Source organism: Micromonospora jinlongensis, from assembly GCF_013410645.1.
Taxonomy (GTDB): domain Bacteria; phylum Actinomycetota; class Actinomycetes; order Mycobacteriales; family Micromonosporaceae; genus Micromonospora; species Micromonospora zamorensis.
The window spans coordinates 4,846,054-4,868,117 of sequence record NZ_JACCHK010000001.1 but is presented as its reverse complement, the minus strand read 5'-3'; the positions used below and the strand labels follow the sequence as shown (position 1 = coordinate 4,868,117).

General features: G+C 71.4%; 19 protein-coding genes and 1 pseudogene. 6 read left to right on the top strand and 14 right to left on the bottom strand.

Going from position 1 to position 22,064, the window contains the following annotated elements; translation table 11 throughout:
• The first annotated feature begins 13 nt into the window (after positions 1-13).
• On the top strand, positions 14-421 hold the full coding sequence (locus tag HNR22_RS21760) for a pyridoxamine 5'-phosphate oxidase family protein (RefSeq protein WP_179781883.1): 408 nt from the start codon (positions 14-16) through the stop codon (positions 419-421).
• Positions 422-689: 268 nt separating this feature from the next.
• Positions 690-1,334 (top strand): C39 family peptidase, encoded by a 645-nt coding sequence (locus tag HNR22_RS21755; RefSeq protein ID WP_179781882.1) that lies wholly within the window; start codon positions 690-692, stop codon positions 1,332-1,334.
• 10 nt (positions 1,335-1,344) lie between these two features.
• Here HNR22_RS21755 and HNR22_RS21750 read toward each other — a convergent pair whose 3' ends face one another.
• A complete protein-coding gene (locus HNR22_RS21750; RefSeq protein WP_246380984.1) occupies positions 1,345-2,754 on the bottom strand; it encodes an FUSC family protein in 1,410 nt (469 codons plus the stop codon).
• 83 nt (positions 2,755-2,837) lie between these two features.
• Between HNR22_RS21750 and HNR22_RS21745 the strand changes: the two genes are divergently transcribed.
• Complete coding sequence (locus HNR22_RS21745; RefSeq protein WP_179781881.1) at positions 2,838-3,443, top strand: hemerythrin domain-containing protein; 606 nt, start codon at positions 2,838-2,840, stop codon at positions 3,441-3,443.
• 70 nt (positions 3,444-3,513) lie between these two features.
• Here the strand turns inward: HNR22_RS21745 and HNR22_RS21740 are convergent, their stop codons facing one another.
• Positions 3,514-3,684, bottom strand: coding sequence for an antitoxin (locus HNR22_RS21740; RefSeq protein ID WP_218908168.1), 171 nt, complete (start codon positions 3,682-3,684; stop codon positions 3,514-3,516).
• Between the two features lie 225 nt (positions 3,685-3,909).
• Between HNR22_RS21740 and HNR22_RS21735 the strand changes: the two genes are divergently transcribed.
• Positions 3,910-5,013 carry an AI-2E family transporter gene (locus HNR22_RS21735; protein ID WP_179781880.1) on the top strand — a complete coding sequence of 368 codons (1,104 nt, stop codon included), beginning with the start codon at positions 3,910-3,912 and terminating at the stop codon, positions 5,011-5,013.
• On the opposite strand, the gene HNR22_RS21730 is transcribed toward HNR22_RS21735, so the two are convergent.
• Positions 5,014-5,667, bottom strand: coding sequence for a dienelactone hydrolase family protein (locus HNR22_RS21730; protein ID WP_179781879.1), 654 nt, complete (start codon positions 5,665-5,667; stop codon positions 5,014-5,016).
• 171 nt (positions 5,668-5,838) lie between these two features.
• On the opposite strand from HNR22_RS21730, the gene HNR22_RS21725 reads away from it, so the two are divergent.
• On the top strand, positions 5,839-6,018 hold the full coding sequence (locus HNR22_RS21725; protein WP_179781878.1) for a hypothetical protein: 180 nt from the start codon (positions 5,839-5,841) through the stop codon (positions 6,016-6,018).
• A gap of 47 nt (positions 6,019-6,065) precedes the next feature.
• Here the strand turns inward: HNR22_RS21725 and HNR22_RS21720 are convergent, their stop codons facing one another.
• From HNR22_RS21720 to HNR22_RS21675, 10 genes and pseudogenes are all read right to left on the bottom strand, one after another.
• Positions 6,066-8,438 carry a glycosyl hydrolase family 65 domain-containing protein gene (locus tag HNR22_RS21720; RefSeq protein WP_179781877.1) on the bottom strand — a complete coding sequence of 791 codons (2,373 nt, stop codon included), beginning with the start codon at positions 8,436-8,438 and terminating at the stop codon, positions 6,066-6,068.
• On the bottom strand, positions 8,435-9,238 hold the full coding sequence (locus tag HNR22_RS21715; protein WP_179781876.1) for a beta-phosphoglucomutase family hydrolase: 804 nt from the start codon (positions 9,236-9,238) through the stop codon (positions 8,435-8,437). The genes HNR22_RS21720 and HNR22_RS21715 overlap by 4 nt, the downstream gene beginning before the upstream one ends.
• A gap of 59 nt (positions 9,239-9,297) precedes the next feature.
• Entirely contained in the window at positions 9,298-9,762 is a 465-nt protein-coding gene (locus HNR22_RS21710) for a DUF4442 domain-containing protein (protein ID WP_179781875.1), read from the bottom strand.
• A gap of 64 nt (positions 9,763-9,826) precedes the next feature.
• Positions 9,827-10,822 (bottom strand): hypothetical protein, encoded by a 996-nt coding sequence (locus tag HNR22_RS21705; protein WP_179781874.1) that lies wholly within the window; start codon positions 10,820-10,822, stop codon positions 9,827-9,829.
• A gap of 94 nt (positions 10,823-10,916) precedes the next feature.
• Positions 10,917-12,218: an ATP-binding cassette domain-containing protein gene (locus HNR22_RS21700; RefSeq protein ID WP_179781873.1), complete on the bottom strand. Its 1,302-nt coding sequence runs from the start codon at positions 12,216-12,218 to the stop codon at positions 10,917-10,919.
• Positions 12,219-12,351: 133 nt separating this feature from the next.
• Positions 12,352-14,562, bottom strand: a complete 2,211-nt coding sequence (locus HNR22_RS21695; RefSeq protein WP_179781872.1) for a bifunctional glycosyltransferase/CDP-glycerol:glycerophosphate glycerophosphotransferase — start codon at positions 14,560-14,562, stop codon at positions 12,352-12,354.
• Between the two features lie 15 nt (positions 14,563-14,577).
• Positions 14,578-16,539 carry a DUF5941 domain-containing protein gene (locus HNR22_RS21690; protein WP_179781871.1) on the bottom strand — a complete coding sequence of 654 codons (1,962 nt, stop codon included), beginning with the start codon at positions 16,537-16,539 and terminating at the stop codon, positions 14,578-14,580.
• Positions 16,536-17,141: pseudogene (locus HNR22_RS21685) on the bottom strand (ABC transporter ATP-binding protein); the annotation flags it as partial. The gene HNR22_RS21690 and the pseudogene HNR22_RS21685, both read right to left, overlap by 4 nt.
• 142 nt (positions 17,142-17,283) lie before the next feature.
• Complete coding sequence (locus HNR22_RS21680; protein WP_179781869.1) at positions 17,284-18,111, bottom strand: ABC transporter permease; 828 nt, start codon at positions 18,109-18,111, stop codon at positions 17,284-17,286.
• 72 nt (positions 18,112-18,183) lie between these two features.
• Positions 18,184-19,554 carry an L-serine ammonia-lyase gene (locus tag HNR22_RS21675; protein WP_179781868.1) on the bottom strand — a complete coding sequence of 457 codons (1,371 nt, stop codon included), beginning with the start codon at positions 19,552-19,554 and terminating at the stop codon, positions 18,184-18,186.
• Between the two features lie 654 nt (positions 19,555-20,208).
• On the opposite strand from HNR22_RS21675, the gene HNR22_RS21670 reads away from it, so the two are divergent.
• On the top strand, positions 20,209-20,418 hold the full coding sequence (locus tag HNR22_RS21670; RefSeq protein WP_088951236.1) for a PspC domain-containing protein: 210 nt from the start codon (positions 20,209-20,211) through the stop codon (positions 20,416-20,418).
• Between the two features lie 696 nt (positions 20,419-21,114).
• On the opposite strand, the gene HNR22_RS21665 is transcribed toward HNR22_RS21670, so the two are convergent.
• Positions 21,115-21,918, bottom strand: coding sequence for a DUF4230 domain-containing protein (locus HNR22_RS21665; RefSeq protein ID WP_179781867.1), 804 nt, complete (start codon positions 21,916-21,918; stop codon positions 21,115-21,117).
• Between the last annotated feature and the right edge of the window lie 146 nt (positions 21,919-22,064).

Sequence of the window (22,064 nt, the reverse complement as noted above, 5' to 3'; positions counted from 1 at the left end):
ACAGGGGACGGGCATGGCGGGCGATCATCGACTGGATGTGCGCGATGAGCGCGTTGTCGCCTTCTGCGCGGAACGGCACCTCGCGACGCTGACCACCCTGCGTGCCGACGGCACCCCGCACGTCGTACCGGTCGGGGTGACCCTCGACCCGGCGGCCGGGCTGGCCCGGGTGATCACCTCCGGCGCGTCCCGCAAGGCCCGTCAGGTGACCGCTGCGGGCCCGGCGGGCGCGGCAGTGGCCGTGTGCCACGTGGATGGCCGCCGCTGGCTGACCATCGAGGGCCGCGCGGTCCTGCGGTCGGATCCCGCCTCCGTGGCGGAGGCCGAGCGTCGCTATGCCGAGCGGTATCGGACCCCCCGTCCGAATCCGGAGCGGGTCGTCATCGAGATCACCGTGACCCGGCTCCTGGGGAGCCTCTGACCCCCACCGTGTGACGAGTCGTCCGGACGGGTCGCGCTCAGCGCAGCGGGGTTAGCCGGAATCCCTCCCGGCCGGCAGCCGTTGCACCTGATCGCGACGCCCGCGCCCGCGGCCGGCGGAATGCCGGCCGGAGCAGGGCTGTTGTGTCCCCGGTACGCCAGTGGCCCAAACCGCCGCTGGTCGTCGCCCCCGTGATGAGCCGAGCGCCATTCCCGGTGCTGCGCCCTCCGCCTGTCGGAGGCGCCAACCCCCGAACGGAGACTCGACCATGAACCCGATCGTCCAGAAGAGCGGTCTGTCCGTCGTCGGCCTGCTCGTCGCCGGCGGTTGCGCCCTCGGCCCCGCGGTAGCCGCCCAGGCCGCCCCGGCGCCTTCGGCGTCGACCTCGTCGAGCCAGACCGAGCGCTCCGCCGAGCGGGTCCTCGGCATCGACTACCAGGCCCAGCCCAACTTCTACTACTGCGGCCCGGCCGCGACCCGGATCGCGTTGTCCGCACAGGGCAAGGCGCTCTCCCAGGACGAGGTGGCCAAACTGCTCGGCACCACCGAGGCAGGCACCGCCTCGGCCCTGGACACCACCCGGGTGCTGAACGAACTGACCGGTGGCAAGTACCGGACCACCGAGATTCGTGACTCCGTGGCCCGGCCCGACCAGGTCGAGCAGTTGCGCCGGGACGTACTGGCCGCGGTGGACGCCGGCCGGCCGGTGGTGGCCAACATCAAGGGCACGACCGTCGACACCGACGGCAACCCGCACTCGTACGAGGGTGGCCACTACCTGACCCTCGTCGGCTACCGCGACGGTGGGGACAGCATCCGGGTCGCCGACCCGGCCGACCCGACGCTGGGCGAGTACTGGATGAGCCTGCCGAAGGTCGCCAACTGGATCGCCGAGCGCGGTTACTCCTCCTGATCTGACGGTGTCACCGGGCCGGTCTCCCCTGCGGGGAGGCCGGCCCGTTCGCCATCCGCATCCGGGCGGCCAGGTGCGCGCGCCGACGAGCTCGCAGGGCCCGCGTCGGCCGGACGCGGTGCAGTTGTCGCCGGACCAGCGGGTGCACGGCCGCCTCACCGGCGCCGGCGGCCCTCCGCACGATCCGGTTGGCGTCGTCGGGTTCACAACCGCACGCTCGGAGCAGGTCGCTGGCCGCGGTACGCAGCCCGGTGACCAGGGACTCGCCGAACGATTTGACCCCACTCGCAGCAGCCCGCCCGGCCAACTCGGCACACTCCTCGATCAACCGGAGAGTGCGTCGTGGGTCGTCGCCGACCCGGCACTCCGTACGCATCTCCGCCACCGCCTGACCCAACCGGGTCATCGCGTCCGGAAGCTGCTGCGGGATCGGCTCGTCGTACTGGAGGGCGGTCGACGACCAGCGGGCCAGGGCGCGGGTGTCCAGCAGCAGCCGTTCGAGGTGACCCGCGCTGCGGGCGTACCGGTGGTACTGCTCGCGGCGGTGCCAGCGGACCGGGGCGAGCGTCACCACCTCCTCCGCCCCGCTCAACGCGTCGTGCAGCCTGCTGACGTCGTCCTCGGTGCCCCGCAGCCGATCCAGGACGCGCAATGTCCGGTCCCCGTCGCGGTCCCGCAACCCCTGCGCCAGCTCAGCGAGCTGCTCGCAGAGAACCGCGAAGATCGGCGCTGCGGCCCGGTCCAGGACCCGCAACGGGTTCACCGGCAACAACAGCGCGACCACCACAAGGCCGACCGCCCCGCCGACGAGCGCGTCGAAGATCCGGGGCAGCTCCAGGCCACGTTCCATCGGGGCCAGCGTGGCGATCAGCACGGCGGTACCGCCGGCCTGACCGACCAGCGGACCGCCCCTCCCGGCCACCAGCAACGCGACGGCGATGGCCAGGGCGACCACCACACCGGTCTGCCACGGGCCGGAGCCCAACAGGAAACGCAGCGTGTCGCCGATGATGATGCCCAGGGCCACGCCACCCAGCAGCTCGAACGTGCGTCGGGCCCGCTGGCCGATGGCGGTGGCGATCGTACCGACGGCGGCCGCGGGTGCGAAGACGTGCGATCCCTGCCCGAGCAGCTTCTGGGCGAGCAGGGCGGCGATCGCCGCGGCCAGCCCCGCCTGGATGGAGATCACCAGGGTGACCTCCCACTGGCGGGCCCGGATCCGGCCGGCCTGTCCGCCCCGGTGTCGCGCCCGCTGGACGGCCTGACCGCTCCGCTCGGCAGCCTCGCCGAACCGCGACCGGTCGCGGTCGGCGGGTGGGCGGTCGTCGGCCATGGCGGCGCTTACCCCGGCCACGGCGGCGCAGTCGTGCCGATCCGGCACCACCGCCACCAACGGCCCCACCTGGATCCTGCAACGCATCGTCGTCCGTAGGTTTGTGCAGCCCCGTCGGGGTACCAGGGCCTCACACCTCCCACCGATCCGCAACCGGTAAGGGGCCGTACATGAGCAACCCGCAGAACGACGACCACCACGACGTCGTCGACATCCTGGTCGCCGACCACCGTGAGGTCGAGGCCCTCTTCGTCGAGTTGGAGACCGGACAGGGCACCCTCGAACACCGCCGCCAACTCGTCGACGTCGTGATCGCCGAACTCGTCCGCCACTCGGTCGCCGAGGAGGCGTACGTCTATCCGATCGCCCGCAAGGCGCTGCCCGACGGCAATGAGATCGCCGACCGCGAGATCGCGGAGCACAGCGACGCCGAACGGACCATGAAGGAGCTGGAGTCCGTCGACCCGTCCGACCCGCGCTTCGACGAGTTGCTCGCCCACCTGATGAGCACGATCCGCGACCACGTACGCGAGGAGGAGAACGAACTCTTTCCCCGGCTGCGCGCGGCGACCGCCCGGGAGGAGCTGATCGAGGTCGCCGACAAGGTGACGGCGGTCAAGGAGATCGGCCCGACCCGGCCGCACCCGGGAAAACCGCACCACCCGCCGGCGAACAAGCTGCTCGCTCCGGGCATCGGTCTGGTGGACCGGCTGCGCGACGCGTTGAGCGGCCGACCCACCTCCATGGACGAGCTACGCGAGGAGCAGCAGCGCTGAGCGCTACGACGTCCACACAGAACGCTCCCGGGTCGCCGACGGCGCGGCGGCCCGGGAGGCGTCTGGCGAATCAACGGACCTGGTCGCCCTCACCGGTGCGCGCCTGGGCCTGGTCGACACCCTTGTCGATCTTGTCGTCGTACTTGCCGCCGGTGCGCTTGTCGGCCATGTCGCCGGCCTTCTCCATGCCCTGGTCGACCTGCTTGTCGTGCTTGTCCGCGAAGTCCTTGGCCTTGTCCATGAAATCACCCACGGTGCTCCTCCTCCGGTCCGGTTGCTCCTGATTGCCTTCCCTCGGGCGGACAGCGCAAACGCCGTCGTCCCGGACGCGGTTGGCGAACATCCGCCCGGGGCACGCCGAGCGGCGTACGATCCGCGCGGGCAGCGGCCAGCGCGCAGTTGGAGCGATACGGGTGTCGGCGCAGGACCGGCTGGGTACCGACTCGCCGAGATCGAGGAGGCCGACATGGCGGCAGAGGATCCCGGAGCGACAACGAGCGGCGCCGGGCCGCGCCAGTCGTGGGCGGCGCTGCCCTGGCTGGTCCGAACCGCGGTGTTGTGGAGCGCCTGCCTGGTGGTGATCGTCGCCGGGCTCTACCTGCTGGGCAAGATTGCCGTCCTGCTGGCGCCACTGGCCATCGCGCTGGCCGCCACCATCTTCCTCACCGCGCTGCTCGACCCGGTGCTGCTCCTGCTGCGTCGGCTGCGTCTGCCGGCGGCACTGGCCGCGCTGTGCACCGTACTTCTGCTGCTCGGCATCCTGGTCGGCGTCGGCGCGTTGGTGTGGAACCTGACCGCCAGTCAGTTCGACCAGCTCAGTCAGGAGTTGACGCAGGGCGTCGAACGCAGTCGGGACTTCGTGACGTCGACGCTGCCGGTGACGGAGGCGCAGCTGGACCGGCTGGTGGACCAGGCCCGGCAGGGGCTCAGCGGCAGCTCGCCGGACCCGGTGGCGGGCGCCCGGACGGCCACCGAGGTGTTCGGTTCCGCACTGCTCGCCCTGGTGCTGCTCTTCTTCCTGCTCAAGGATGGCCGGTCGATGTGGCACTGGCTGGTGTCCCGGATGTCCGGCGCGACCCAGCCCGTGATGGCCGAGGCCGGCCGGGCCGGGTGGCAGACCCTCGGTGCCTACAGCCGGGGCACCATGTTGATCGCCGCGATCGACGCGCTCGGCATCGGGCTGGCTCTGGTGGTGCTGCGGGTGCCGCTGGCCCTGCCGCTGGCTCTGATCACCTTCCTCGGCGGGTTCGTGCCGATCATCGGGGCGACAGTGGCCGGTGCGGTGGCGGTGCTGGTGGCGCTGGCCGCGAACGGCCCCACCACCGCGCTGCTCACCCTCGCCGCGGTGATCGCGGTGCAGCAGATCGAGGGCAACCTGCTGGAGCCGCTGGTGATGAAACGGCAGGTACGGCTGCACCCGGCGGTGATCCTGGTGGCGGTCACCGCCGGCACGCTGATCGCCGGGATCGCGGGTGCCTTCGTCAGTGTTCCGATCACCGCCGTCCTCTGGCGCGTCATCGACACCGTCCAACAGCGCCGTGCGACCTCGACTCTCCTGCCGGCGGAGTGATCACCGGCTGAGATGTGTGGTGAACCAGGTGCCAGCCTGGTAGGCGACCTGCTCCAGGGTGCCGGGCTCCTCGAAGAGGTGGGTGGCCCCGGGGATCACCCGCAGCTCGCCGATCTCCCCCAACTCGGCCAGCGCCCGCTCGTTGAGCGTGATCACTTCCTCGTCCAGGCCGCCGACCAGAAGCAACGTGGGGGTACGCACCTGCGCCAGCGCTTCCCCGGCCAGGTCGGGCCGGCCGCCCCGGCTGACCACGGCACCCACCCGATCCGCCCGGGACGACGCCGCGACGAGCGCGGCGGCGGCCCCGGTGCTGGCGCCGAACAGCCCGATCGGCACGTCACCGGCGGGGCGTTGCACCGCCAACCAGTCGACGATCCCGGCCAGCCGACTGGCCAGCAGCCCGATGTCGAACCGGAGTTCCGCGGTGCGGGCGTCCACCTCGTCCTCGGTCGGCGTGAGCAGGTCCACCAGGACCGTGCCGAGCCCGCGACCGTTCAGCGCACGGGCCACCGCCACGTTGCGCGGGCTGTGCCGGGAGCTGCCGCTGCCGTGTGCGAACAGCACGACACCAACCGGCTGAGCGGGGAGCATCAGGTCAGCGGGGAGTTGGGCGTCGCCGACCGGAATGGCCACCGTGCTGCGTTGCTCGTCCATGCCCCACCTCCGTGAGTTCGCCTACGGGCCGGGGTACCCCGCCGGCCGCGCCGCACGCACGCCGACGGCCGCGCCGGCGGGCCGCGTTTGCCCACAGGGGCGCCGGGTACGCGACGAGTGACCGCAGACCGTGTCGGCGCAGCCGCGCCCCGACGGATCGCGAGGATCGCCATGGCCAAGCAGCAGATTTCCCGGCAGCAGCAGATGACCGAGCGGGCCCAGCGTGAACAGGACACCGAGCGCAACCAGGACTTCGGGGACCAGGCCGCTTCGGCCCGGCTGCCCGACGATCCCAAGGCGGCTGCGCCCCGGGACGCGATCGGACGCCCGTCGACCGGCGAGCCGGTCTGACAACTGACGCGAGGCGGTCGGGGCGGGAGCGACTCCCGCCCCGACCGTCACTGCTCGCGCTCGGGCAGCCGCAGCAGTGGTGACCGACCCGGTGGCTGCTCCGGCGCGGGGCCGGACGGCTCCGCCGGGGGCACCGGCACCGTCACCGGCTCGTCGCAGGTGACCCGTAGCAACTGGTCGTGGTGGCGCAGTTCGACCACGTCGTCCGGGCCGCCGTGGCGGAGCGAGTAGGTCGTCTGGTGTGGTCGGACATCCACCCGCAGCGACAGCCCCCGCCACTGCAGGGAAAATTCCAACCGGCTGAGTCGGCTGGAGAGCCGGGGGGCGAAGGAGAGCTCGCCGTGGTGGTCGCGCAGGCCGCCGAACCCGCTGACCAGGGCGAGCCACGCGCCGGCCAACGACGCCATGTGCACGCCGTCGCGGGTGTTCTCGTTGAGGTCGTGCAGGTCCATCAGCGCGGCTTCGCGCAGGTAGGTGTGCGCCAGCTCAGGGTGGCCCACCTCGGCGGCGAGCACCGACTGGGTGCAGGCCGACAACGACGAGTCGCGTACGGTGCGGCGCTCGTAGTAGAGGAAGTTGCGCACCTTCTGCTCGGGGGTGAACGCGTCCCCCCGCCAGTGCATCGCGAGGACCAGGTCGGACTGTTTGACCACCTGTTTGCGGTACAGCTCGAAATACGGGTAGTGCAAGAGCAGCGGGTACTTCTCCGCCGGCGTGTGGGTGAAGTCCCATTCCTGGAGCCGGGTGAAGCCCTCCACCTGCTGGTGGACCCCGAGCTCCTCGTCGTACGGGACGTGCATCGAGGTGGCCGCGTCCCGCCAGCTGGCGGCCTCCTCGTCGGTGACTCCGAGGTGGAATGCGTCGTCCCGGTAGCGCATCACCACCTCGGCGGCAGCGAGCAGGTTCCGCTGGGCCATCAGGTTGGTGTAGACGTTGTCGTTCTTCACGGCCGTGTATTCGTCCGGGCCGGTGACGCCGTCGATGTGGAACTGCCCGTGCCGGTCGTGGTGGCCGATCGAGCGCCACAGTCGGGCGGTCTCGACCAGCAGTTCCAGCCCGATCTCCCGTTCCATCTGGGTGTCCCCGGTGACCATCACATAGCGGCGCATGGCATCGGCGATGTCGGCGGCGATGTGGAAGGCCGCCGTGCCGGCCGGCCAGTAGCCCGACGATTCCGGCCCCTCGATGGTCCGCCAGGGGAAGGCGGCACCCCTGAGGTTGAGCGTCTCGGCACGCTCCCTCGCCGAATCCAACGTGCTGTGCCGCCACTGGAGAGCGCTGCGCACCGCGCTCGGCTGGGTGTACGTGAGCACCGGCAGGACGAACATCTCGGTGTCCCAGAACGCGTGCCCGTCATAACCGGGGCCGGTCAGCCCCTTCGCCGAGATCGGCCGCTGCTCGGCACGGGCACCGGCCTGAAGCACATGGAAGAGACCGAACCGGACCGCCTGCTGCACCTCCGGGTCGCCCTCGACCAGCACGTCGGACGCATCCCAGAACGCGTCGAGGTAGTTGCGCTGCTCGCGGTGCAGGCCGTCCCAGCCGTCCAGCCGGGCCCCGGCCAGCGCCGCGCCGACCTGGTCGCGCAGTGCGGGCAGCGACCGCCGGCTCGACCAGCTGTACGTCAGGTACTTGACCACCCGCAGCTTCTCGCCGGGCTTGAGCACGCAGGCGATCGTGGTGCGGACCCAGTCCTGGTAGCCCTCGGACTCGATGGTGGTGTGGTCCGGGCCGTGGACCTCGTGCTCCATGGCGGCGGCCACCCGCAGCCCGGAGACCTTGGTGCGGTGGATCAGCTGCCCACCGTCCGGGGTGGTCAGCTCCTCCTCGGCCTGCAGGGGTGACTCCAGCACCGCCGCCACCCGGGGGTCCTTGCTCTGCGCGGGCAGCGACTCGTTGGCCACCAACTCGGACTGCACGATCAGCCGCAGCGGGCCGTCGACGGCCTCCACCTCGTAGCTGATGGCGGCGACCGACCGTTGGGTGAAGGAGACCAGCCGGGTGCTGCGGACCTTCACCTCCCGGCCGGCCGGCGAGCGCCAGTGCACCTCCCGGTGCAGGGTGCCGGCTCGCAGGTCGAGGACCCGCTCGTGGGCCAGCAACTCCCCGTAGCGCACGTCGAGCGGCTCGTCGTCGACGAGCAGTCGGATCAGTTTGCCGTTGGTGACATTGACGATGGTCTGCCCGGACTCGGGGAAGCCGTAGCCCGCCTCCGCGTACGGCAGTGGTCGCAACTCGTAGAACGAGTTGAGGTAGGTGCCGGGCAGGCCGTGCGGCTCACCCTCGTCGAGGTTGCCGCGCAGGCCGACGTGCCCGTTGGAGAGCGCGAAGACCGACTCCGACTGGGCCAGCACGTCCATGTCGAGCCGGGTCTCCCGGACGTGCCACGGCTCGACCGGATAGGCCCGCTCCCGGATCACGCGGAGCCTCGTTCGCCGGCGGGGTGGGCGGTGGCGGCACGGGGCGGCGCCGGCGGGTCGGCGACGGCGAGCAGCTCGGCGAGGTCCTGCACCACGATGTCGGCGCCGTGCGCGAGCAACTCGTCGGCCTGCCCGACCCGGTCGACGCCGACCACGTAGCCGAAGCCTCCGGCACGTCCGGCGGCCACCCCGGAGAGCGCGTCCTCGAAGACGGCGGCCTGTGTCGGGTCGACGCCGAGCACTGTGGCCCCGGCGAGGAAGGTGTCGGGGTGCGGTTTGCCACGCAGCCCCTGAGCGCGGGCGACCAGGCCGTCGACCCGGGCCTCCAGCAGCGGTTCGAGCCCTGCGGCGGCGACCACCTCACCACCGTTGGCGCTGGCCGTCACCACGGCCCGGCGCAGCCCGGCGGCGCTCGCCGCCTCCAGGTAGTGCACCGAGCCCGGGTAGACCTCGACGCCGGCGGTGCGGAGGCGTTCCAGCAGCAGGACGTTCTTGCGGTTGCCCACGCCGTTGACGGTGTCGGCGTCCGGCGGGTCGTCCGGGCTGCCCTCGGGAAGGACTATGCCGCGGGAGGCGAGGAACGAGCGGACGCCGTCGGCGCGGGGTCGCCCGTCGACATAGCGGTTGTAGTCCGGACCCGGGTCGAACGGTTGGAAGGGCTCGCCGGAGACGGTGGCACGCTGCCGGAGAAACTCGTCGAAGGTCTGCTTCCAGGCGGCGTTGTGCACACGGGCGGTCTGCGTCAGCACACCGTCCAGATCGAAGAGACAGGCGGTCACGTGAGCAGGTAGGCCCAGCACGGTACGAATCTATCCACCCCGCTGGGCCCGCAAACCCGTTTCCGCCGCCCTGGCGCGCCTCAGTTCGGCCGCAACGTCCAGATCACGGTCATCGCCGAGGTCGGCTTGCCCTCCTCGGTCGCGATCTCCACCTCGACCGGGAACTCCGGCCGCTGACCGGACTCCAGCTCCTCGATCACCTCGAGCGCCGACCGGCCGAGCCGCGCGGTGGCCAGCACCGGGCCCATGGCGAGCTTGCGGTAGGCGATGTCGGCCCGGACGGCGAGCGGCACAGCCCGGTCGAACAGCTGCCCGAAGGCGGCCAGCACGACCGCGCCGGAGGCCGTCTCGCCGAGGGTGAACATGGCACCGGCGTGCGGGCCGCCGATGTGGTTGTGGGTGGCCGGCGAGTCGGGCAGTCGGACGACCGCCCGCACCCCACCCTCCGCCTCGGGTGCCACCTCGACGAATTCGAGGCCGAGCGTACGAGCGAAGGGCACCGCTTCCAGCATGCCGGCCGCCACCTGGCGGGAGTCGATGGTCATGGCCTGACGTTACTAGCCGGTAACCAGGCCGGCAACCAGGGGTTTCCCCCCGCCCGACCGGTGCTCAGAGGTTGGCGATCGTCCGCAGGATCTCCGCGTAGAAGTTGCCGTCGATGCTGCGGAAGAAGGCGAAATCCTGGCCCGGGTCACCGAAGAACGGACGCAGCGTCCACGCCAACTGGGTGCCGACGAAACCGAAGAGCAGGATCCAGATGTAGAGCAGGGTCATGCTGGCCGGCCGCTGCGACGGGTCGCCGCGCCGGACGGGCGGGCCGCCCCACGGGCGTTGCGCCACCAGGGCGCCCGGAGGGAACGAGGCGCCCGCCGGCTGGCCGGCCCACTGCGCCGGAACGTGCGCCGGAACCGGCGCGGCGGTCGCGGCGCCGTTCGACGTCGACTCGGCAACCGCGGCCCCGGCCGGCACGGCCACCGGCTCGGCACCCTGACCGGCGGCCGGGGTCGCTCCGGCGGGTACGGCGGCCGGCACAGCCTGGACCGGGGCCGGGGCGGCCTGGACCGCGACCGGCGCGTTGGCCGGGGTGTGGGCGGCCTCCGGCGCGAGCAGGCCGTGGTCGTTGAGCACCTGCATCCCGCCGGTCAGGAAGCGCAACCCGACCACTGCCGACAGGGTCAGGATCGCCACGTTGAGAAGCTTGAAGAACCCGTAGTCGGGCGCGGTGATCAGGAAGAAGAGGCTGATCGGCGCGAACGCCACGGCGAGCATCGAGGTGACCGTGATCGCCACCATCACCAGCGCCAACGACTGACGCACCGACAGCCGGGCGCCGAAGACCAGGTTGAACAGGTAGAGCGTGGGCAGGCAGATGGCCAGCGTGACCAGGAACAGCAGCGGCAGCTTCAGCGCGGAGGTCAGCGCCATCAGCGGGCTGTGGAAGGCGCCCAGCACCGCCCCGTAACAGGCCAACGCGATGGCGGAACTGCTCAGCATGCGCCCGGTCAGCGCGTTGAGGTCACGCTCGGCCACGATCTGCTGCCAGATGCTCCCGCGATCGCGCAGGATGCGCTCGATGACGAGCGGGCTGGGACGGTCACCCGACACGGGTGCACCCCTCTCGGTGGTCTTTCACTGTGGACTGGGTGCGCAGACGGTAGGACACCGGACGGCGGGCCCGCCACCCCGCTCCGGCGAGTCGTCAGCGCCAACCCACGTCGATCCGGGCGCCACGCTCGTCGAAGAAGTGCAGCGCGTCCATCCGGACCGAGACGGCGAGCGGGTGACCGGCGCTGACCGCCGGGTACGGCGCCAGCCGCACCGCCAGCTCCGCCGGACGGCGATGGTGCCGGCCCGGGTCGGGAAGGACACTGGTCTGGGTGCCGCCGCCGCTCGGGGCCTCCTGCGGCTCCACCGGCTTGCCGGTGAGGCGCTGCATCACCGAGCCGAACCGACGCAGGCCGCGCTGACCGACCGGCGGCGATTCGACCGGCGCACCCATCTCGTCGACCACGACCGCTGTCGCACCGATGTCGAGGAACGCCAGCGACTCGTGCCCGTGGTGCTCCAGGTAGCGGATCCGCCCCCGCAGCACGTCGCCGGGGCTGTCCGGGGCGACCGGGGTGAGTGCCTCGGCCCGCATGCCGACCACGATCCGCTCACCGTGGTAGTGCGCCACCGCCCGACTGCGGATGTCGTTCCAGGGCAGGTAGAGCGACTGGTCACCGAGGTTCAGCGTGACGTACCGGTCGAGGTGGACGTAGACGGACGCCTCCAGCAGGTTCATCCGTGGGCTGCCCAGGAAGGCGGCCACGTAGAGCGTCGCCGGCCGGCCGTACACCTGGGTGGGTGTGCCGACGTCCTGGAGCACGCCGCGGCGCATGATGGCGACCCGGTCGGCCATGGTGAGCGCCTCGGCCTGATCGTGGGTGACGTAGACGGTGGTGACCCCCAGCTCCCGGGTCAGGCCGGAGATCTCCGCGCGCAGCTCGGCACGCAGGCCGCTGTCCAGATTCGAGAGCGGCTCGTCCATCAGGAACAGGCCGGGCCGGCGGACGATCGCCCGACCCATCGCCACCCGCTGCCGTTGGCCGCCGGAGAGCTGGCCCGGCTTGCGGGCCAGCACGTCACCGATGCCCAGCGCGCTGGCCACGTCGCTGACCCGCTCGTCCCGCGGCTCCTGCTCGATTCCCGCAAGACGCAGTGGAAAGGCGATGTTGTCGCCGACGCTCATGTGCGGGTAGAGCGCGAAGTCCTGGAAGACCATTGCGATCTTGCGGTCGCGCGGAGGCAGGTCGTTCGCCAGCTCCCCGTCGAGCAGCACCGCGCCCTGGGTCGGATCCTCCAACCCGGCGATCATCCGCAGCACCGTCGACTTGCCGCAGCCGGACGGCCCCAGCAGCACCATGAACTCGCCGTCGGTCACATCAAGATTGATGCTGTCGACTGCCAGCGTGCCGTCCCTGAAGACCTTGCTCACGTCCTTGAGCGTGACGGTGCTCACCGTCGTCCCCCCCAGCTCGTCTGCCGAACCCCACAAGACTGTGACCAGGATCATTGGATCCGCACATCGGGTAAACGTCTCATGTTCGACGGATGACGCCGCAATTACACGACAAAGGAGACGGACAGCGCGGTCAGCAGCGCGAAGATCGCCCGCTCGGCTCCCCCAGGAAAACCTCGCGCACCACCCGTTCCGCCGCGTGCCCGTCGTCCAATGTGCAGAACCGGCCCCGGAAATGCTCGCGGGCCTTGGTCGCCGCGTCCGAGCGCACCGCGTCGGTGCGGAACAGGTCGACCAGGTCGGCGAAGGTGGTGGCCACCGCGCCCGGCGGTTCGGCCGTCACGTCGAAGTAGACCCCTCGGGCCAGCCGGTACGCCTCCCAGTCCGGGGTGTAGAGCACGATCGGCCGGTCCAGCACCGCATAGTCGAACATCGCCGACGAATAGTCGGTTATCAACACGTCAGCGATCAGGTAGAGATCCTCCACCTGTTGGTGGCCGCTGACGTCGCGAACCCGTTCCCAGTCCACCGGCCGACCGGGGCGACGGTCACGGTCGTGGAAGTAGTGGCTGCGCATCAGCAGCCGACCCGAGTCACCCAGCGCCCGCACGAACCGGTCCGGGTCGAACGGCGGCCGGTAGCCGGGAAGGTGCTCCCGGTGCGTCGGGGCGTACAGCACGACCTGCTCGTCGGGGCCGACGCCGAACTCCGCGCGCAGCCGACGCACCTCGTCCGGACCCGCCGTCACCAGGCGGTCGTTGCGCGGGTAACCCACCTCCAGAGTCGTGTACGTGGCCGGGTACGCCCGGTCCCACATCTGGGTGGAGAAGCTGTTCGCGCTGACGCTGTAGTCCCAACGGTCCACCCGGCGCAGCAGCCCGGCGAAGTCCATCCGACCCGCGCCGATCGGATAGCGCTGCTGGTCCAGCCCCATCACCTTGACCGGGGTGCCGTGGTGGGTCTGCAGGTGCACCTGCTCCGGCCGCTTGCGGACGAAGTCCGGAAAGTTGACGTTGTTGACCAGCCACCGGGCGCGGGCGAGGACCCGGTAGTACGCCGGCGTGCCGGCGACCACGTACTCCACCCCGGCCGGCACGCTGTCCACCCGGTCCCGGCGCACGATCCACACGCCGCGCACCCCCGGCGCCAACGTCCGCGCAGCCTCGTAGATCGCCGCCGGGTTGCAGGAGTAACCCCGGAACCAGTAGGCGGCGTACACCGCGAGCGTCGGGTCGACCGGCCGACGCAACTCGGCCCGGTAGTACTCGCGCAGCAGCCCGTCGCGGGTCAGCCGGGCACCGCGGCGCGCGACCGGGCCGACCCGACGCCGGGCGGTGCGGGTCTGCCGACGGGCGGCGTCGCGGGCCCGGCTGGCGGCCCGCAACGCACTGAAGGTGCGCCAGCGGCCCGACGCGACGAGCCGGTGTTTGATCCCCTCCACCCCGTCCGGCACCGGATAACCGCCGGCCGGCAGCCAGCGCTCGTAGTCGGCGGTGATCTGCGCGAAGAACGCCGGTCGCAGCTCCGGGGCGATCCGCTGGCCGTTGCCCAGCACGGTCAGGTAGTGCCAGATCATCCGCTCGAAGACCGCCGGCCGCAGGGCGTCCGTCGCCGAGCCCCAGGCGTCCATCAGGTGGAAGACCCGATGCCACTGTGGGAAGACCTCGAAGTGCCGGTCACCCCGGGTCCGGGTGATCGCGCCGGCGCGGCGTTGCCGGTAGTTGACGCACACCCGATCGAGTACGCCGATCCGCTGCGCCGCCATCAGCACCGGATAGCTGAACGAGACGTCCTCGTACCAGCCCGGCGCGAAGCGCAGCCCCAGGTCGGCCAGGAACTCCCGGCGGACCAGCCGGTTCCACGCGGTGTGCAGCAGGTGCATCGCCTCCGGCCGGTCCCGCAACCGGAAGGTGTCCGCGCCGGGCGACTCCGGGAACACCTCCGCCATCGCGCTGCGAGTCGCGGTGTCGTTCCAGTGGGTGCGGACGTGGTCGACCAGCAGCACGTCGGGACGGGTCGCCCGCAACCGCTCGGCGACCTCGGTCAGGCACTCCGGCGCCAGCCAGTCGTCGCCGTCGAGGAACCACACGTACTCCCCGACGGCCCGGTCCAACCCGATGTTGCGGGCTGGACCGAGGCCGACGTTGTCCGACAGCCGAACCGAGCGGACCCGCTGGTCGCGGGCCGCGTACTCGTCGATGATCTCGCCGCTGGCGTCCGGCGAGCAGTCGTCGACGGCGATCACCTCGATGTCGGTCTCCGGCTGACCGAGGACGGAGTCCAGACATTCACGCAGGTATCCCTGCACGCGGAAGGCCGGCACCACGAAGCTGATCAGGGTCATCCGGCCGTCCCTCCGTCAGTGCGGCGCGGCACCTCCAGCGCCCACCGGCGCGACCGACGCCCGCGCGCTACGGGCCGGTCGCACGAACCAGGCCAGGACGACGCTCACCACGAAAACCACGAGAAGGTACGCACCGAGTGTAGCCAGCCCGATACCCACCATGCCGGCAATCGCCGCGAGGGCCAGCAGCGCCGAGCGCACCTCCCAGCCCAGCGTGAACGCGTGCAGCGGCGGTGCCGCCTGCCGCTTCTCCAGCCGGGCCGTCAGGTCGTAGTGATGCACGGTGAGCACGAAGACGTACCCGAAGATCAGCCAACCCGGCGCCTCACCGACCACCCCGACCGCGATGGCGAACAGGTACTCGGCGGCCCGCAACGCCGCGGGCACCAGCCAGTCCAGCGGACCGTTGTGCGCGGCCCCCGCGCCGAGGCCGCCGACCAGCAGCACCAGCAGCGCCACCGGCACCGCCCAGCGCAGCCCGTCCGGCGAGTCGCCCCACAGCGCCGCGACCAGCAGCACCGCCGGGCCGAGCGCGGCGATCACCGCCAGCGTCAGCGGCCCCATCGGGCGAACCACCGGCAGCCAGCGAGCCAGCGGGCCGTCGTCGCGGTGCAGGGTCGCGTCGACCGTGTCCAGCACCGGCACCCACATCCAGCGGGCCCGCAGCGTCCGCAGCGCCCCGGTGTACGCGAACGCCAGCACACCCCAGACCAGGACGGCGATGAGGCTGACCAGCGGGTTGAACAGCGCAACGGTCAGCGCAATCAGCGCCCACCGCTCGCCGATGGGGAAGACGACGGTCCGCTTCAGCCAGTACGACAGCGACCCGGTGTCCGCCTGCACACGGGTCGACGCCGCGTTGAGCCGGTCACCGATCCCGCCGCTGGCACCCGCCGCCGCTCTCGGCCGCCGGGCCGCCTCGTCGTGCAGCACCCCGTACCAGGTGTCGGTCATGTGCCGGACGGTCTGCAACGTCATCGCCGCGATCGCGAGCGCCCAGCCGTTGCCCAGCCCAGCGTGGCTCACCCCGAAGCCCAGCCCGGCGTAGACCAGGTATTCCTTGGCCCGGTCCGCCATCGTGTCCAGCCAGCCACCCCAGGCGCTGAAGTGCCGGGTGTAGCGGGCCAACTGGCCGTCCACGCAGTCCAGCACGAAGCCGAGGTAGAGCAGCACCGCGCCGCCGACCAGCGCGGGTCGCCCACCGACCCCGAACAGCACCGCCGCGGCCAGCGCGAACAGCACCGAGATCGCCGTCACCCCGGTCGGGGTGAGCCGGAGCCGGGCCGCCCACCGGACCACGTACGGGGACCAGGTGCTGACGAAGTAGGTGGAGAAGAAGTCGTCCTTCTCCTTCACCGACAGCCGCAGCTCGGCGCGGTCCTCGTCGACAGCGGTCACCGCCGCCTCGGCAGCGGTCAGCTCGTCCTCGTCCTCGACCCGGCGGGCGACGAGCAGGCGTACCCGCTGGGCGAAGATCAGGGTGCCGAGCGCCGCGAGACCCGCGAACAGCCGGTCCACGGCGGACCCGGGGCCACCCGCTGCGGCGCGGGCGGCTGCGGCGAGGGTCGGCAGGTCGTCCACGCCGACCCGCAGCGCGCCGCCGAACACGCCGGTGGCGTCCCCGTCGAGGGCGTCCAGCGCACCGGCGTCGACCACCTGGCCGCGTTCCTCCCGCACGGCCGTCCGCCCGGGCACCGGCGGGTCGCCCAGCACCAGCGCCACCGTCGGCCCCATAGGGCTGGTGGCCAGGTGCCGCAGCACGGCGGTGTGCGCCACCAGGTCGGTGCCGGTGACCAGCACGGGGGCGGTGGCGGTGGCGACCAGCGCGGTCAACTCGTCGAGGGTGGCGGCGAAGCGCACCTCGTCGGCTCCCGCCCGGCGCAACTGGGCCGCCAGGCGGTCGGCCAGCGGCTCACCGGTCGCGGTGGTCAGGCCCGCTGCCGGCGACCCGGCGGCGAGCACGATCGCGAGCGTCACCGCGGGACCGCGGCGTGGTACGCGTCGAGCGCCTCGGCGATGGTGCCGTCGAGCGTCAACCGGCCCGCGTCGAGGTACAACCCCCGACGGCAGAACCGGGTCAGGTCCTTTTCGTTGTGTGACACCAGCACCAGCGTGCGCCCCTCCCCGAGCAGACGATCAATCGTCGCGTAACACTTCTTGCGGAACTCCGCGTCCCCGACCGCGGTCACCTCGTCCATCAGCAGGATCGGGTGCGGCAGGTGCGAGATGATCGCGAAGCCGAGTCGCACCTTCATGCCCGACGAGTAGTGCCGGACCGACGTGTCGATGGCCCGCTCCACCTGCTCACCGGCGAACTCGACGATCTCGTCGAAGTGCCGCTTCAGGTAGCCCGTCGACAGCCCGTGCAGCCCACCGACCAGGTGCAGGTTCTCCCGCCCGGTCAGGTCGTTGGAGAAACCGGCGGACAACTCCAGCAGCGGTGCCACCGCGCCGTGCACCCGGATGTCGCCCTCGTCGGGGATGAGCACCCCGGCGATCAGCCGCAGCAGGGTGCTCTTGCCGGTGCCGTTGCGGCCGATCACGCCGACCGTCTCGCCGGGCTCGATGGTGAACGACACGTCCCGCAACGGCCAGAACTGGCCGGGCAGGGCACCACGTGCACCCCGGTGGATGAACAGCTCCCGCAGGCGCAGTTGACGGCGGCGGTTCCGGACGAACCGGATGCCCAGGCCGTCGGCCTCGATGATCGGCGTGGCCACGTCAGAGTTCCTTGAGCACGGCAGGTTCCAACCGGCGGAACGACCACCAGCCGGCGGCCAGCACCAGCAGACTGCCGAAGACAGTGGTGGCGAGCAGCCGGGCGTCCGGGAACTCGTCCGGGTACCAGATCGCGTGGTGCAGCTGGAAGATCCCGACCAGGGGGTTCAGCTCGTACACCACCTTCAGCCAGCCGGGCAGGCCGGATTCTCGGACCAGGCTGAGCGGATAGATGATCGGCGTGGCGTAGAAGAGCACCCGGATGATCAGCCGCATCAACCGTTCCACGTCGCGCATCAGCACGTTCCAGGCGGACAGCAGCAGGGCGAGCCCGGTCAACAGGACGGCCTGGACGGCCACCGCGAGCGGCAGGGAGAGCAACGACCAGCCGGGGTGGATCCGACCGTGCACCGCGTAGATCACCGCGATGGCGATCAGGATCGGCAGGCCGGCCGCGTACTCGGCGAACCGACCGGTGACCCGGCCGATCGGGAAGACCTGACGCGGCACGTTCATCGTGGTGATCAACCGGGACTGGCCGGTCAGCGCGTTCGTGGCCTCGCTCAGCGCCGAACTGGTCCACATCCAGGCGAAGATGCCGGTGATCAGGAACAACGGGTACGACCCCGCCGCCTCGCCGAGATGCCGGCCGGTGTCGCGGGAGTAGAGCACCCCGAACACGAACCAGTAGATGGCGCCCATGCCGAGCGGCTCGATCAACGACCAGAAGTAGCCCAGCACCGACTGCTGGTACTTGACCGCCAGGTCCCGTCTGACCAGGATGCGCAGCGAGTTGCGGTGCGACCACAACGCCGCGACGCCAGAGGTCACCGCGAGCCTCCCGCCTCCTGAAACGGACGACAGGTTAGCAGTCGGTGAACGAATGCCCCGAATCGACCGGACTCAGCACTCGATCACGTTGACGGCCAGACCGCCACGCGCCGTCTCCTTGTACTTGACCTTCATGTCGGCGCCGGTCTCCCGCATGGTCTTGATGACCTTGTCCAGCGACACCTTGTGCACACCGTCGCCGCGCAGCGCCAGCCGGGCGGCCGTGATCGCCTTGATGCTAGCCACCGCGTTCCGCTCGATGCAGGGGATCTGCACCAGGCCACCCACCGGGTCGCACGTCAACCCGAGGTTGTGCTCCATCCCGATTTCGGCCGCGTTCTCCACCTGCTCCGGGGTGCCACCGAGCGCCTCGGCCAGCCCCGCCGCCGCCATCGAGCACGCCGAACCGACCTCACCCTGGCAGCCCACCTCCGCACCGGAGATCGAGGCATTCTCCTTGAACAGCACCCCGATCGCGCCGGCCGTCAGCAGGAACCGCACCACACCGTCGTCGGACGCCCCCGGCACGAACCGGGCGTAGTAGTGCAGCACCGCCGGGATGATCCCGGCCGCCCCGTTGGTCGGCGCGGTGACCACCCGGCCACCGGCGGCGTTCTCCTCGTTGACCGCCAGGGCGAACAACGTCACCCAGTCCATCACGTGCAGCGGGTCGGGCGTTCCGGCGTCCGCCTCCAGGCCGCGCCGCAGCTCCGCCGCGCGCCGCCGGACCTTCAACCCCCCAGGGAGTACGCCGTCGCGCTCACAGCCGCGCTCCACGCACTCCCGCATCACCCGCCAGATCTCCAGCAGGCCCGCCCGGATGTCCGCCTCGCTGCGCCAGGAACGCTCGTTGGCCAGCATCACCTCGCTGATCGACAGACCGGTGCGGGAGGTGACGTCGAGGAGTTGCGCCCCGGTCAGGAACGGATATTGCACCCGCGTGCTGTCCGGCTTGATCCGGTCCGCGCCGGCCGCGGCCTCGTCCACCACGAAACCGCCACCGACGGAGTAGTAGGTGCGGCTGCGCACCTCGGCACCGGTCCCGTCGTACGCCGCGAAGGTCATCCCGTTCGGGTGGTACGGCAGCGACCGGCGACGGTGCAGCGTCAGGTCCCGGTCCGGGTCGAAGTCGATCTCGTGCGCGGCCAGGATGTTGATCCGCCGCTCGGCCCGGATCCGCTCGACCCGAGGACCAACGGTGTCCGTGTCGACAGTCTCCGGCGACTCGCCGGACAGCCCCAGCAGCACCGCCGGGCCACTGCCGTGCCCGTGCCCCGTGGCGCCCAGCGAGCCGAACAGCTCAGCCTGCACCCGTGCGACGTCGCTGAGCAGCCCGTCGGCCTTGAGCCCGCCAACGAACGTACGCGCGGCCCGCATCGGCCCCACCGTGTGCGAGCTGGACGGCCCGATGCCAACGCTGAAGAGGTCGAAAACACTGATCATGGCCGCGCTTCCTCGCCGTCGTCCCGGCGTACGGGACCCGGTCGGGTCGTGACCGCCGGTCTGGCGGCCCCGCTCGTGACCGTCCGGGGTATGGGTGCCGGTCACCCGGGGTGTGGGTGGCCGATCTTCCAGCCTACCCGCCCAGCTCAACGCCCACCCGGCCACCGGGACGCGAGCACCTGACCGCCGTCTCGCGGCCATTGCAAGATCACGCTCGATCCATGTTCCAGTGGCCTTGGCCCGTCCCCGAAGCCCCTACATCCAGGAACGAGCGCGATCTTCACCGGTCCCGCCGAACGCGGCGGTCGGGCACGGCACGGGCACGGGCCGGCGGCGGGGGCGGCGGGCGGGCGCGGGCGGGCGGGCACGGGCCGGCGGCGGGGGCGGCGGGCGCGGGCGGGCGCGGGCGGCGGGTGGGCGGCGGGCGGCGCGGGCCGGCGGCGGGCCGGCGGCGGGCCGGCGGCGGGCGGGCGCGGGCGGGCGGGGGCGGGCGGGTGGCGCGGGTCGTGGGGAGGCGTCAGCGAGGGGCTGCCCGGGTAAAGCACCTACGGGTCCACGGGTCGCCGCTCATCCTCGGGACCGAGGGCGAGGTGGCCACCCCCTTCTACCGTGGATTGCAGACGCGGCGCACTGCCGCAGAGTGGGAGTACGACGATGAGTCGCAAACTGGTCCGGCCCCGCGAGGGGCGCATGCTCGCCGGTGTCTGCGCCGGCCTCGGTCGGCGGTTCGGCATGTCCGCCGGGATGGTCCGGCTGCTGTTCCTGCTGTCCCTGCTGCTGCCCGGCACCCAGGTGATCGTCTACCTGGTCCTCTGGGTTCTCATGCCGAATGAGGATCGCTACCTGGCCTCCACCCAGCACTGACCCCCGCCCCTCAAGCGCGCCGCGCCACCGGCACCGACGTCGAGGCGACATCGCGTCCGGGAGGCCACTACAACCTCGTTGTAGTGGCCTCCCGCACGTTCAAGGCCCCTATTTCCATGAACTTGCGCGCAGAAGCGCGCACCCAGCTCCATCCGAAAACGCCACCCCGACCAAGCCCCGCCCCGCCACCCCGCCTCGGCATTGATCCACTCGGGTTTGCTGATTCCGCGGTGTCCAGGTCCCGGTGATACCCCGGATTCAGCAAACCCGAGTCGATCATGGCGCGCACACGCCGCTCGGCAGAGGGCGGGCCTGCCCGACAGCACGAACCGCCACGAGAGGCGGTGGACGGACGAACGGCAGGACGAACGGCAGGACCCACGACTCAGACGCGCTGCAAGCCGCCGGCGAGACGGCAGGCGAATGCCGACGGCGACCGCCAGCGGCGACTGCCAGCCGCGAATGCCAGCGGCGCCCGTCAGCGACTGCCGACGGCGACCGTCAGCGGCTGCCAGCGGCGACTCACACGGCGACCGCCAGCGGCTGCCAGCGGCGACTCACAGCGGCCGACAGCGGGGGCTGCCAGCGGCGACCGCCAGCGACGACCGCCAGCGACGACTGCCGACGGCCCCGGTGGAGAAGCGCCCGCTCCGACGGACGTCGGGGCGGGCGCTTCTGCGTACGGGGTGTGGCCGGTCAGGGAGCCGTGTAGGTGACCGTGATCTGTTGGTAGCCGAGGGAGCGCAGCAGCCCCTCCAGCATCTTGCGGGTGTTTTCCTCGGCTCGGGCGGAGAGACCGCTGTCGCGGGCGGCGGCGGTGATCCGCTCCTCGGCGAGCTGGTAGACCTGCTGCTGCCGGTTGGGGTCGTTGCCGACCAGGTCACCGAGCCGGTTGAGCAGACCGCGCTGCTCCGCGAAGACGTAGCTCTTTTCCATGTCGAGGTTGGTCTCGCCGAGCTGCGGGGCGGGCAGTTTGATCTCGACGGACTTGCCGTCGGCAGACTGGACGACGGCACCCTCACCGATCTTGGTGAAGTCGACGTACGCCTCGACGCTGCCGGCCCCGACGAACAGGGTGCGCTCGTTGAGCAGGAAGTCGGGAACGTTGCGCCTGTCGTTCTGGGTGTCGACCACGACCTGGAAGTTGCCTTCGGCGGCCACGTAGCGGCTGAGGTCCTGGATCGACTTCAGCAGTGGTGGCTGGCTGCGGTCGGTCTGCTCCTTGGCGAACGGGTTGCGGAACTCCGGCAGGATGCCGGTCGCCTGGATGCCGAGCAGCACGACCACGGCCAGCGCGGCGGCGCCGAGCAGCAGGAGCAGGCCACGGGCCGCGCCACCACCACCCGTCGGACCACCGCTGCCGCCCGTCGGGCCACCGGGGCCGCCCGGTGTGTCCATGGTCGGCTCGGGTGTCGCGGCCGACCGCTCCTTGAGATCATCGCCGGTCGGGTAACCGGGAAACTCCCTCGTGGGCTCGTTGATGCCAGCGTCGCGGGCCATCACGCTCACCGTCCTCGTCAGACACGTCGTCTGTCAATGACGGTACGGCCCCCGTACGACAGCCGCGCGTCGAGCGGCCGGAAAGCACAAACGGGCAGGTCAACACGGTCAGGTCAACACGGGCAGGTCACGCGCGCGCAGGTCAG

What these genes read in the sequence shown, in the direction of transcription:
- HNR22_RS21710 (WP_179781875.1), bottom strand. Translation starts at nt 9,762, where the DNA reads ATGACCATCGACTCCCGCCAGGTGGCGGCCGGCATGCTGGAAGCGGTG.
- HNR22_RS21675 (WP_179781868.1), bottom strand. Translation starts at nt 19,554, where the DNA reads ATGATCAGTGTTTTCGACCTCTTCAGCGTTGGCATCGGGCCGTCCAGC.
- HNR22_RS21755 (WP_179781882.1), top strand. Translation starts at nt 690, where the DNA reads ATGAACCCGATCGTCCAGAAGAGCGGTCTGTCCGTCGTCGGCCTGCTC.
- HNR22_RS21760 (WP_179781883.1), top strand. Translation starts at nt 14, where the DNA reads ATGGCGGGCGATCATCGACTGGATGTGCGCGATGAGCGCGTTGTCGCC.
- HNR22_RS21750 (WP_246380984.1), bottom strand. Translation starts at nt 2,754, where the DNA reads ATGCGTTGCAGGATCCAGGTGGGGCCGTTGGTGGCGGTGGTGCCGGAT.
- HNR22_RS21740 (WP_218908168.1), bottom strand. Translation starts at nt 3,684, where the DNA reads ATGGACAAGGCCAAGGACTTCGCGGACAAGCACGACAAGCAGGTCGAC.
- HNR22_RS21670 (WP_088951236.1), top strand. Translation starts at nt 20,209, where the DNA reads ATGAGTCGCAAACTGGTCCGGCCCCGCGAGGGGCGCATGCTCGCCGGT.
- HNR22_RS21665 (WP_179781867.1), bottom strand. Translation starts at nt 21,918, where the DNA reads ATGGCCCGCGACGCTGGCATCAACGAGCCCACGAGGGAGTTTCCCGGT.
- HNR22_RS21695 (WP_179781872.1), bottom strand. Translation starts at nt 14,562, where the DNA reads ATGACCCTGATCAGCTTCGTGGTGCCGGCCTTCCGCGTGCAGGGATAC.
- HNR22_RS21745 (WP_179781881.1), top strand. Translation starts at nt 2,838, where the DNA reads ATGAGCAACCCGCAGAACGACGACCACCACGACGTCGTCGACATCCTG.
- HNR22_RS21735 (WP_179781880.1), top strand. Translation starts at nt 3,910, where the DNA reads ATGGCGGCAGAGGATCCCGGAGCGACAACGAGCGGCGCCGGGCCGCGC.
- HNR22_RS21730 (WP_179781879.1), bottom strand. Translation starts at nt 5,667, where the DNA reads ATGGACGAGCAACGCAGCACGGTGGCCATTCCGGTCGGCGACGCCCAA.
- HNR22_RS21725 (WP_179781878.1), top strand. Translation starts at nt 5,839, where the DNA reads ATGGCCAAGCAGCAGATTTCCCGGCAGCAGCAGATGACCGAGCGGGCC.